9 protein-coding genes are annotated in these 11372 nt (G+C 60.7%); 5 read left to right on the top strand and 4 right to left on the bottom strand.

The features are described 5' to 3' along the window. Positions 1-1084, top strand: a 1084-nt coding sequence (locus VIG90_RS01895) for a TonB-dependent receptor domain-containing protein (RefSeq protein WP_331591732.1), incomplete at its 5' end; no start/stop codon positions are given. Positions 1085-1357: 273 nt separating this feature from the next. Here the strand turns inward: VIG90_RS01895 and VIG90_RS01900 are convergent. Genes VIG90_RS01900 through VIG90_RS01910 form a run of 3 tightly spaced genes read right to left on the bottom strand, consistent with a single transcriptional unit; the run spans position 1358 to position 4741 of the window. Continuing rightward, complete coding sequence (locus VIG90_RS01900; protein WP_331591733.1) at positions 1358-3217, bottom strand: glycoside hydrolase family 15 protein; 1860 nt, start codon at positions 3215-3217, stop codon at positions 1358-1360. A 59-nt stretch (positions 3218-3276) separates the two neighbouring features. After that, positions 3277-3645 carry a sensory rhodopsin transducer gene (locus VIG90_RS01905; protein ID WP_331591734.1) on the bottom strand — a complete coding sequence of 123 codons (369 nt, stop codon included), beginning with the start codon at positions 3643-3645 and terminating at the stop codon, positions 3277-3279. Between the two features lie 58 nt (positions 3646-3703). Continuing rightward, a complete protein-coding gene (locus VIG90_RS01910) occupies positions 3704-4741 on the bottom strand; it encodes an SDR family oxidoreductase (protein ID WP_331591735.1) in 1038 nt (345 codons plus the stop codon). 325 nt (positions 4742-5066) lie between these two features. Here VIG90_RS01910 and VIG90_RS01915 point away from each other — a divergent pair, with 325 nt between their 5' ends. Then, on the top strand, positions 5067-7382 hold the full coding sequence (locus VIG90_RS01915; protein ID WP_331591737.1) for a PAS domain-containing protein: 2316 nt from the start codon (positions 5067-5069) through the stop codon (positions 7380-7382). Positions 7383-7453: 71 nt separating this feature from the next. On the opposite strand, the gene VIG90_RS01920 is transcribed toward VIG90_RS01915, so the two are convergent. Continuing rightward, on the bottom strand, positions 7454-8530 hold the full coding sequence (locus VIG90_RS01920) for a Rieske 2Fe-2S domain-containing protein (RefSeq protein WP_331591738.1): 1077 nt from the start codon (positions 8528-8530) through the stop codon (positions 7454-7456). A 162-nt stretch (positions 8531-8692) separates the two neighbouring features. On the opposite strand from VIG90_RS01920, the gene VIG90_RS01925 reads away from it, so the two are divergent. From VIG90_RS01925 to VIG90_RS01935, 3 genes are all read left to right on the top strand, one after another. After that, complete coding sequence (locus VIG90_RS01925) at positions 8693-9580, top strand: VOC family protein (RefSeq protein ID WP_331591739.1); 888 nt, start codon at positions 8693-8695, stop codon at positions 9578-9580. Positions 9581-9602: 22 nt separating this feature from the next. Further along, positions 9603-10796: an acyl-CoA dehydrogenase family protein gene (locus VIG90_RS01930; protein ID WP_331591740.1), complete on the top strand. Its 1194-nt coding sequence runs from the start codon at positions 9603-9605 to the stop codon at positions 10794-10796. Positions 10797-11081: 285 nt separating this feature from the next. Next, positions 11082-11372: SDR family oxidoreductase (locus VIG90_RS01935; RefSeq protein WP_331591741.1), on the top strand; the 291-nt coding region annotated here is incomplete at its 3' end.

Consider the following 11372-nt stretch of genomic DNA (forward strand, 5'->3'; position numbering starts at 1 on the left):
CGACACCCTCGTTTACCTGTCGCTTGCGCGCGGCTACAAGGGCGGCGGCGTCAACCCGCCGCGCGTCGACTTCAATACGGATGTGGTGCAGTATCAGTATCTGCCGCAGACGTTCAAACCGGAATTTGTCAATTCCATCGAAATCGGCACCAAGAACAGCTTCAACGGCGGCCGCTTGACGCTGAATGCCAACGCCTTCCTCTATGATTACAAGGACTATCAGGTCTCCCAGATCGTTGATCGCATCTCGTACAACGAGAACTTCGATGCCATCAACTGGGGCCTGGAGCTGGAGGCGGCCTGGCGGCCAACCCGCGCCTTCCGTCTGGACGGCAACCTCGGCTATCTCAAGACGCGGCTGAAGAAGGGCTCGAAGTCGATCGACGTGATGAACCGCACCCAGGGCGATGACGACTGGATGGTGGTGCGCCCCTGGCTTCAGGTGCCCTCCAACTGTATCGCACCGCGCGCCTTCGTCGAAAAAGTGCTGAACGGCATTCCTATCGCCGATCTCGGCGTGCGGGCGCTCTCGGGGCTGTGCCCTGGGGCAGACCGCGTTGGCAGCTATGATCCGGAAAAAACCGCCGGGATTCCGCTCCATCTGCTGTATGGCTTCACCTACGATCCTTTCGCGGACTACAATCCGGATACCGTTGGCCTGGATATCGCCAATGGCGGCAGCGGCGCACCCAACGGCGGGCGCGGCTTCTATGCCGACCTGAACGGCAATGAACTGCCCAACGCCCCGCGCTGGACCGTCAACGTCGGCGCGCAGTACACCTTCTACTCCGAGAGTGATGACTGGGAGCTGACCTTCCGCGCCGACTATTACTGGCAGGCCAAGAGCTACGCACGCATCTACAACACCGCGTTCGACCGGCTGAAGGCGTGGGACAACGTTAATCTCTCGGCCACCTACATGCACTCGCCCTGGGGCCTAAGCGTGCAGGCGTATGTGAAGAACGTGTTCAACAACGCGCCGATCACCGACACCTTCGTCAACAGCGACGATACCGGCCTCACCACCAACGTGTTCACGCTCGACCCGCGCATCTTCGGGTTCAGCATCGCCAAGAAGTTCTGATACACCCACGGTTTAACTGTACTGTTCCGGTTGCGGTGCGTTTTTAGCAAACTTGTTTGTAGAGACTTACCCCATCGGGTGCGGCTTATGCCACGGGCAGGCGCGGCCACACCCAAACTCAAGAGCGGCGGTCTGCACATCAGGTAGATCGCCGCTGTCTTTTTCCGCATGGCGGAGCCTGGCTGTATGCGTTTTGCGCTCACCTGGAGAGGGCGGCTGGCCGATCAAAGAATATTATGGCCATAAGAGGGAGCTGCCTGTTTGACGGACGGCTCATATCTCGTCCAGGCCCAAGGCCGCCTGAGATTCAGGGACTTCTCTCTGCTGTTGTTCTTTCGTGTTTGATGCTTCCCGGGCAGATCCGCGGGCACCGGAGAGGTTCATGGCGGTGTCGATCAGCGCGAAGTGGGAGAATGCCTGCGGGAAGTTGCCGACCAGCGTTTTCCGCTTGAAATCGTATTGTTCAGACAGAAGCCCCACGTCGTTGCGAAGCGAAAGCAGCCTGTCGAACAGCTTCTGGGCGTCTGCCATGCGCCCTTGCAGGATCATGTTGTCCGCCAGCCAGAAGCTGCATGCCAGGAAGGCAGCGCTGCTTTCACCCAGGCCATCGTCGGATTCGGACGTATCGTAGCGCAGGATCAGGCCGTCCCTCGACAGCTCGCGCTCGATCACTTGAATCGTAGAGACAATCCTGGGGTCGTCCGGCGGTAGAAAGCCGACGAGCGGCATCAACAGGACGGCGGCATCAAGAGTGTCGTCGCCATAGCTCTGGACGAAGGCTCCACGCTTGGCATTGAAGCCCCTTTCAAGAATTTCGGCATGAATGTCTGCGCGCAGGCGCTTCCACTGCTGGACCGGCCCTTTCAGCCCGAACTTCTCGGCGGACTTGATCGCCCGGTCGAACGCAACCCAGCACATCAGCTTGGTGTGGACGAAGTGCCGCCGCCCGCCCCGCACCTCCCAGATGCCTTCGTCCGGCTCGTGCCAGACCTGTGCCAGATGCTTCATGAGCTCGGTCTGCAATCCGGCTGAGGCCTCGTGCAGATCAAGACCAAATTCCCGGGCCTCATGGAGCGCATCCATGATGCTGCCAAAAACGTCCAGCTGCAGCTGGGAATAGGCGGCATTGCCTGTGCGGACGGGTCTTGAGTTCTTGTAGCCGGGCAGCCAGTCCAGCTCCATTTCGTTGTTACGATGCTCGCCGCCAATGCCATAGAGCGGCTGTACCTGCGATGCGGACCCGGCAACGGCGCGCAGGAGCCAGTCGCACCAGGCCTCGGCCTCTTTCCGATACCCGGCATTGATGAGCGAGAGGAGCGTAAAGGTCGCATCGCGCAGCCAGCAGAAGCGGTAGTCCCAGTTTCGCTGTCCGCCGAACACTTCGGGCAGAGACGTTGTCGGCGCAGCGACGATGCCGCCGGTGGGCGCATAGGTCAGGGCCTTGACGGTAATGAGCGAGCGCATGACCGCGTCTCTGGCGGTGCCCTGGTACCGGCATTCAGCCGACCAGTCCGCCCAGAAGGCTTTTGTGTCCTTAAGCGCCTTCTCCGGATCACAACAGGTTGGCGGCGGCAGGTGGGCGGCCTCGTAGGCCAGGGTGAAGGGAAGGCGCTGCCCTTCAGATACGGTAAATTCGGCAACGGTTGAATAGTCCTCTCCGCGTGTCGGCACGGCAGATGTCACCAGCACGGCGTGAGGCCCGGCGACGGCGCGCAGCACACCGTTGCCGAATTTTGTCACCCAAGGCACAACCCGGCCGTAATCGAACCGGAATACAAGGTCCATGCGCATACGAACCTGTCCGCGGCGGCCGATGACCAGCCGTACCAGCTCGGAGAACCGCCGGTCCTCCCGGATCGGCATGAAATCGACGAGCGAGACGGCGCCGCTGCGTGTCTCGAAATCGGTCTGGAGAATGAGCGTATCCCCGCAATACCGGCGCTCCGTCCGGACGATCTCTTCATCGGGTGCAATTCTGAAGCAGCCGTGTTCCTTGTCTCCCAGAAGCGCAGCAAAACAGGCTCCGGAATCGAAGCGGGGCCAGCACAGCCAGTCGATAGAACCGTCTCGCGACACAAGCGCGGCGGTCTCACAGTCGCCAATCAAGGCATAGTCGCCGATGGATCGTGACATTCGCCGAGGATCTCCAGTCCTGTTCGAGCCGTCCGTAAACTTCCGAATCAGAAGAAATATCAGCCGGAGGCGAACGCCATCGTCGTCATGAGCGCCACGTTGGGGTGGCGCGAATCCAGGCGGGTATGCTGCACGACCACCGGCACGCTGGCCTCTAGTACCACTGCAAAGTCCGTATCACGCGGCACCGGTTCCGGATCTTCCAGTTCGTTGAACCGAAGATGCAAAGTGCGCCGCGCAGGAACCCTGACATGGTAGGGACCGACCGGATCCTTGTCGGCAAAATAGAGGGTGATGTGGATATCGGCAGCCTCGTCTCCCGTATTCAGGATGCAGGCGGTTTCGTGAGAGAGCAGGGCGTAGTCTTCCAGTCCCTCGGACGGGATGTGGCCTTCGGCGATAGCCCAGATGCGGTGTCCAATGGTCATCGGCAGCAGCTCCGGCAGATGGTGGCATGGATGTGCTTATGCTTGGGGGCAGACAGCGTCATTCAAGCCTGCGATGCCGTGATTTCAGGCGGGACGCGGCAATTGCCCCGCCAAGACCCGCGAGGAAACAGGCGCCGAGCAGGGCGCCGATGCGAACAAGCGGCCCTTGCACCAGAAGGGCCTGCGGACGGGCCTCATCGGAGAAAGCCCCGTCCTTTCTGTGGACACCCTCCACAGGGGCGAACAGGTTGTCGGCCCGGTTGGTGCCCACCGGCTCGCTGCGTTCCTGCCCGGCGATCGTGTTGGCGGCGAGGTAGCGGTCCAGCACGCCTGGCGCCAGCATATTGGCAAGAATGACCACGGGCGTCATCTTGCCCAGCCAATATTCCCGTGCCGGGTTGCGCGCCGCATGCAGGATCGCCCGCGCGGCCACCTCCGGCGTGTAGACCGGCGCCACCGGACGGGGCAGCTTGCCTTGACGCGTCCTGGCCCAGTCGAACTGGGGCGTATTGACTGCAGGCAAATGGACCGCCGTAATCCGCACGGGGCTGCCCGTGTGGATCAATTCCGTTCTCAGGGAATCCGTGAAGCCTCGAATGGCATGCTTGGCTCCGCAATAGGCAGACTGAAGCGGGATGCCACGATAGGCAAGGGACGAGCCGACCTGCACGATCGCGCCGCCGTTCGGCCCCCGCATATGGCGCAGGGCCGCCATAGTTCCATGCACATAGCCCAGATACGTCACCTCGGTAACGCGACGGACCTCCTCCGGTGTCAGGTCCGTTACGGCAGCGAATACCGTTGCCATCGCATTGTTCACCCACACATCGATGGGGCCGAGCATGTCTTCGCATCGCTGTGCGGCAGCCAGGACGGCCTCGGCATTCGCAACATCGAGCGGGAAAACAGCGGCCTTGGTGCCTAATGCCTCGATCTCGGCTTTGGTATCAGCCAGGGCAGCCTCGTCCCGCGCGATCAGGCCGAGCTTGGCGCCCTGACGTGCAAAGGCGAGCGCTGTGGCCCTGCCGACGCCAGCCGAAGCACCTGTAATCACAACCACTTTGTTGCGGAAATCAGCAGAGGACACGGTTTCCATGCGCGGGGATATCTCGCTCAGTTTGTGATCTGTTATGAAAACCTAACCATTAAGTTTACTGAATTGTTCCGGCTCGTGTTTGAGCGCCCGACCAATAAGGTGACCCCCTGGTTATTACGAATGCGCTGCACCCTTTAAGCCGAGGGCCAAGCCAGCTTATGTCTGGCCGTGCAGCAACCTGGACCGGGACCGGTGACTTACCGGACCTTCGTGCGTTTCAGCGGGATGGTGGGTGCAATCGGCCCAATGTAGCAGGCAACGGTTTGCTCATTGCCTGCCACCTTCGCTGTTCACCTGATCGCAAGCAAACGAGCATGCGTGCAGTATGATGCAAGAAGGTGCCTTTTCAGCAAACTTTGTTTCAGCGGCCTTGCGTGGCGCAGTGGTTGGTGTGTGGAAGCTAGAGGCTGGCACCGGCTGCATTATCTGGGACAAGACTGCGGAGCAGGTCCTGGGATTGGCGCCGCCATCCACTCTTGACGCCCTGTTGCAAAGAATTTTGCCGCAGGATCGCGCTGTGGTCGAAGATTTCTTCCAGTCGCTGTCGCACCATGATGGATATCAGGCCCTTGATTTTCGTATCAATTGCCCCGAGGGGGGCGTCCGCTGGCTGCGCTGCCTCGGGTCTATTCTACCGGACCCCGGCGGATCAGGTACGGTGCCGGGCGGTTTCATTCGTGACGTGACCGATCGCAAGAAGGCGGAGTTGCGCCTCCTCGAGAGCCGGCGCCAGCTCAACACGCTGATCAACAACCTCCAGGGTATTGCCTACCGTGCCGATGCGGCACTTCCTTGGCGGATCCAGTTCGTCAGCAAAGGGGTGGAACAATTAACCGGGTACAGCACAGCGGAGTTTGAGCAGGGCGGCCGGAGGTGGGCGTCTCTGGTTCATCCGGATGATCTTGAAGCGATAACGCGGGAGACGGAGGCGGCCATTGTCCAGGGGCGCGCCTTTTCACTCAGCTACCGACTGTTCCACCGGTCGGGTGAGATCCGCTGGGTCCGTGATCGGGGAGAGGCGATCTATGACGAGCAGGGGCACCCACTGTTCTTGGAAGGGCTGATCTACGATATTACGGACATGGTTCGCTCAGAGGCCGTGCTCCGGCAGTCCAAGGAACTTTTTCAAGCCGTCGTTGAGGGGACTCCCGATGGCGTCTTTCTGAAAGATTATCAGGAAGGGGGGCGCTATATTCTCATCAATCGTGCCCTTGAGCGGCTGACGGGCCGGTCTGCAGATGCATTTCTCGGACATACAGATGAGGAAATATTTCCGCCTGAGGTGGCGGCGCAATACAGGGACCAGGACCGTATCCTTGAGCAGGAGCGGCTGCCCAGTTTGACTGCTGAACAAGCGTTTGAGGCGGCCAGCGGTCCCCGCCTGCTTGAGATGCGCAAATTTGCGCTTCGCACGGACGAAGGTGAGCTCCAGTACATCCTGGGAATTGTCCGAGATCTGACCGAACAGCGGGCTCTAGAGCAGAAAGTCCAGAAGATGCACCGCATGGATGCGGTCGGCCAATTGACCGGAGGAATTGCTCATGATTTTAACAACCTCCTGGCAATTATCTTGGGATATGCGGAACTGCTGCGCGATAATATCTCCGATCCATATCTTGTTGGCCTGACGGACAAAGTCATCGATGCGTCCGAGCGCGGGGGCGATCTTGTGCGGCGCCTTATGGTTTTCGCCCGCAAGCATCGCCTGGAGCCAAGCATCATAAATCTGAACGAGCGGTTGCCCGGCGTTGTTGCGTTGCTTAGCCGGACGCTGGGTGAGAATGTCCAGATAGAACTCGTGCTCAGTCCGGATTTATGGCTGACCAAAGTTGACGCCAGCCAGGTGGACGATGCCATCGTAAATCTGGCTCTCAACGCTCGCGATGCCATGCGGGGAGGTGGCCTCATCACCCTCAGGACTGCCAACGTCAGCCTGGATCAGCAGGCAGCGGAACGCCTCATCGATGCAGAGCCGGGCGACTATGTCATGCTTGCCGTGACGGATACCGGGCACGGTATGGAGCCCGAAGTACTGGCCAGGGTATTCGAGCCGTTCTTCACCACCAAGGAGCAAGGGCGGGGCACGGGCCTGGGCCTGCCGATGGTCTATGGCTTTATCAAGCAGTCCGGCGGGCATGTCGTCATCGATAGCGCTCCAGGGCATGGCACGACGGTCGGCCTTTATCTGCCGAAGGCTGGTGAGAAGCCAGAGGCGGCTGGCGGCGAGGAAAAGGGTCACGAGGCAGCGGGCGGCAGTGAAACCATCCTGCTGGTCGAGGACAATGACGGCGTCCGCGCGATGGCGGGCCTGCATCTCCAGAAGCTCGGATATAATGTGCTGGAAGCGGTCAATGCCGCCGAGGCTCTGACACTGATTGAAAGAGGGCTTCCGATTGACCTTATGTTCACGGACATCGTGATGCCTGGCGGGATCTCAGGGTACGATCTGGCCCAGCAGGCGCGGCGGTTGAGGCCCGACCTGCCGATCCTTTTCACCACAGGTTATGACAGCCCCGTCGCCGACCGTTCCGCAGAGAGACTGCCTAATTCAGATCTTCTTCCGAAGCCCTATCGCCGCCGTGAGTTGGCACTGGCGATCCGAAATGTGCTGGATGCGGCGCGAGCGTCACGGCACCTGTGAATGACCGTTAAATCGTCTGAACCGTTGCTCCAGCAGAGCGGCGGTTCAGACGACACATTGCTGAACAGGGACTACTCGGCTGCTGTTTGCTTTGTCACCCCTGGAATGCCGGGGATGGTATGGATGCCGCGCACCCGATCCTGGAACCGTGAGGCCTCTGCGCGAGGACTATAGAACTGGCGATACCAGGTGCGGGCCTTGTCGAAGGGGCCGTCGCTCGACAGTTTCAGTATGTTGAGGGCAGGTGCCTTGTTCTGCCAAACCTCGAAATCCTGTGCGAACGAGGCGAGGGCTTGAGCTTGATAGGCCCGTGCCATGACGACGTCGCGCTCGGCAGGCGGAGTGTTCGCAGAGCGGACCATCAGGGCATGCCACGCCTGCGTCACGCCGTCATCAACGGGTGTATGGCAGATCATCATGAGGGTCTCGAAATCCCCGCTCAGACGGCTCAGCAGGATGCCGGGGCCGGTGTACCACGTATCGGTATGGAAGCCTTTGCCCCCGTGTACCAGAGTGCGGTGCCCGCCGCCTTGCCGCTGTACTGCAATATGGTTGTCGAACTCGTTCTCAAAATAATCGACGCGCGACCCGTGGATCGGCGAGAGATGCTGCATGTCAGCAATGTTGTCGATGATCTCCTGGGGGTGACATGGCAGGGTGCCAAGATGGTCGATCTTCCAGCGCACCCATGACGGATCGTTCCACTCTGCAAAGTCAGGCAGCGGGTAATCCGGCTGGCCGTTCTCCGGATCATGCCAGACGAAGATGCAGCCGGCGCGCTCCTCTACCTTCCAGGACCGGACACAGGCGGCCTTGGGCACCGGACCCTTGTGGTAGGGAATGTCATCAGCCTTGCCATCCGGACCAAAGCGCCACGCATGGTACGGGCAGCGAATGGAATCCCCCTCTACGTGGCGGCCATCCCGTACAACCCAGCTGGTGGTATTCTTCGCAAGGTGCGTGCCCATGTGCGGGCAATAGGCATCCAGCAGAATGACCCGACCGCTTTTGCCGCGGTAAATGACAAGGTCGCGGCCGAAAAACCGGATGGCCTGCGGCGTTGAGCCCAGTGTCACGGACTCGCCGATCATGAACCATCCGCGTGGAAACGTGTGGGCGCCCAGTCCGTAATCCGATGTCGTCGCCATGTCTCTCTGCCTTCCGCCATTGTTCGCTCAGGTCGCCGCGTCTCATCATGTCGCGTAGCAAAAGTGAAATTACAGTACGCAAACAAGCACAGCATTGATCTCGATCAATGAATCTGCCGACAGATTTGGCACTCTGGATGCGAAATGAAGCGGAGGGTGTTCATGCAAATCAGGGCTCTTGCCTATGTTGTCGCCGAGTCAGCCGCGCCGGAGGCGTGGGCAGCCTTTGGAGAGCGTGTCGTCGGTCTCCAGGCGGTCAATCTCGGCGGCGGACACCTGGCGCTGAAGGCAGATGAGCGGCTGGGCCGTATCTTCGTCGATCCGGGCGCTTGTGACCGGTATGCCGTGACAGGCTGGGAAGTCGCCGATGCGAAGGCATTCGAGGGCGCCCTTTCAGAATTTGCGCGCGCCGGTGTTGCAGTGGAACTGGTGGAAGGCGCGCAGGCCCATGCGCGTGGGTTCATGAGGCTTGCCCGCTTCTGCGATCCCGCCGGGAACCGGCATGAACTAGGCTGGGGTTACCGCAGCGATTTTGCCCGCTTCGTCTCCCCGGTCGGCGTCCGCGAGTTTGTCACAGGGCCGCTGGGCATGGGGCATGTGGTCCTGCCGGCGCCGAATTTCGACGAGGTCCAGGCGTTCTTTACGGACGTGATGGGTCTTGGGCTGGCGGACCTGATGATCCACCGTCCGGCAGGACGCGAGGGCCCGGCTCGGCGCATTCACTTTATGCATTGTGGCAACCCGCGCCATCACAGCCTTGCGCTGTTCGAAGGCGCGGTGGCGTCAGGCTGCGTCCACATGATGCTGGAGTACGGAAGTATCGATGAGGTCGGCATGGCCATGGACCGGTTGGCGAATGAAGGCGGCAAGCTGACGGCAACGCTGGGGCGGCACACCAACGACGGCGTGATCTCCTTCTACTGTGCCACGCCCGGGGGGTTCTCCATCGAACTCGGCTACGGCGGCCGGCTCATCAACTGGGACGACCACAGTGTTTTTGAGAGCACCAGCGTGAGCCTGTGGGGCCACGATTTCAGCCTTGGCTTCTGATCAAGGGCGAGAGGAGAGGATTATGACTGCGACCGTGAAAACGTTGATGCCAACGGCAGATGATCTGGTTCGCGCGGCATCAAGGTTGCGGCCCGCGCTTGTCGCTCGTGCCGAACAGGCCGAGGCTGACTGCCGAGTGCCCTATGAGACCGTGGCGGAGATGAGGCAGGCGGGGCTGTTTCGCGTGCTGCAGCCCAAGCGCTTCGGTGGGTACGAAATGGACCCGCAGGTCTTCTTCGACGTCCAGATGGAGCTGGCGCGCGGCTGCATGTCCACTGCATGGATTTACGGCGTCATTGCAGTCCACAACTGGCAGCTCGCCCTCTTCGACCTGCGGGCGCAGGAGGACGTGTGGGGCAGCGACAGCAACGTGCTGATCTCCTCCTCCTACATGCCCAAGGCCAAGGTGACGCCGGTGGCGGGCGGTTATCGCATCTCCGGACGATGGGGCTTCTCCAGCGGCGTCGACCACTGCGACTGGATTTTCCTTGGCGGTCTGTTGCCCCCGCCAGCGGGCGGCGCGCCATTGCCAGTCACGTTCTTGGTGCCCAAGAGCGATGCGGTTATCCACCCGGTTTGGGACACCGTTGGCCTGCGCGGCACCGGCAGTCATGATGTAGAAGTGATCGATGCCTTCGTGCCGGAATACCGGGTTCATCATTCACGCGATGGAGCCGAAGGCAGCAGCCCTGGTCTCAAGGTCAACACCAATCCGATATACCGGCTCCCCTTCGGGCAGATCTTCGTACGGGCCGTGTCGTCGTCTTCCATAGGCGCGCTTGAAGGAGCGATCGATGCCTTCCGGGCATACGCATCGCGGCGCGTCAGCAGCAACGATATGAGCCGGACGGCGCTCCAGCCTGCCGTGCAGCGCATCACGGCCGATGCGACGGTAACAGTGGACGAATGCAAGCTGGTCCTGCGGCGCAATCTGGCGCGAATGATGGATCTGGCGATTGCGGGCAAGGGGCCGGATCTTGAGGAAAGGCTGCTGTTCCGCGCACAGGCGGGCAACACCGTCGACCGCTGTGCCAGGATGATCACCGAGATGTTCTACAGCTGTGGCGCTCAGGGCGTTTATCGAAGCGGGCCGATTGCGCGCACTTTCCTCGATATACATACCGGCCGCACGCATGTGGCAAACAATCCGGACAAGTACAGCCGCAACTATGGCGCCGTGCTGCTGGGCGAGGAAAACAACGACACGTTCATCTGACAGCTTGTGGCAGGTAAAAGTCATGGCGCGGCATCTGTCGCGCCATGGCCGTTTGTGACCGGATGCCTATGGGATGTCGGAGTTGTCTGGGTGACATCCTCCAAATAGATGTATTTCAGGCGCTGACGTTGGTGAGCTTTAGGGCACAACAGCGGCCGCTGGCAGCGCAGGTCCTTCCTCGATGTGGCGGAACGGGGCGTGTCGGCGTGCATCTGCTGAACCATAACAGACCCGCGGCAATCACCGGGGTTGCATAATCAGTCTCTAGAGGGAGGATGGCAGACCATGAGCAATGATTTTCCGGAAGGCGCCGTCATTGTTTTTGGCGGCAATGAGGCGCTCATCAAGGACATCGCCAAGGAAGAAGGCGTGCATGAGATCCGGGCCAACTCGATCCTCGTCGGCGTGATCGATGCGGGCCAGTTCAAGGTCGGCCAGGAGGAAGGCTACTTCGACGAGAACTGGGAGCGCGAGGTCAAGAAGCTGCTGCCGATCAAGCGCTGGGGCAAGGCGGAGGACATCGGTCAGGCCGCGGTTTTCCTGACCTCCAATCGCGCAAACTACATCACCGGACAG

It is taken from the genome of Pedomonas sp. (assembly GCF_036515995.1).
Taxonomy (GTDB): domain Bacteria; phylum Pseudomonadota; class Alphaproteobacteria; order Sphingomonadales; family Sphingomonadaceae; genus Pedomonas.

Bases quoted from the DNA above. Each gene is read 5' to 3' on its own strand.
- VIG90_RS01905 (WP_331591734.1), bottom strand. From the start codon at position 3,645: ATGACCATTGGACACCGCATCTGGGCTATCGCCGAAGGCCACATCCCG.
- VIG90_RS01915 (WP_331591737.1), top strand. From the start codon at position 5,067: ATGATGCAAGAAGGTGCCTTTTCAGCAAACTTTGTTTCAGCGGCCTTG.
- VIG90_RS01930 (WP_331591740.1), top strand. From the start codon at position 9,603: ATGACTGCGACCGTGAAAACGTTGATGCCAACGGCAGATGATCTGGTT.
- VIG90_RS01925 (WP_331591739.1), top strand. From the start codon at position 8,693: ATGCAAATCAGGGCTCTTGCCTATGTTGTCGCCGAGTCAGCCGCGCCG.
- VIG90_RS01920 (WP_331591738.1), bottom strand. From the start codon at position 8,530: ATGGCGACGACATCGGATTACGGACTGGGCGCCCACACGTTTCCACGC.
- VIG90_RS01910 (WP_331591735.1), bottom strand. From the start codon at position 4,741: ATGGAAACCGTGTCCTCTGCTGATTTCCGCAACAAAGTGGTTGTGATT.
- VIG90_RS01900 (WP_331591733.1), bottom strand. From the start codon at position 3,217: ATGTCACGATCCATCGGCGACTATGCCTTGATTGGCGACTGTGAGACC.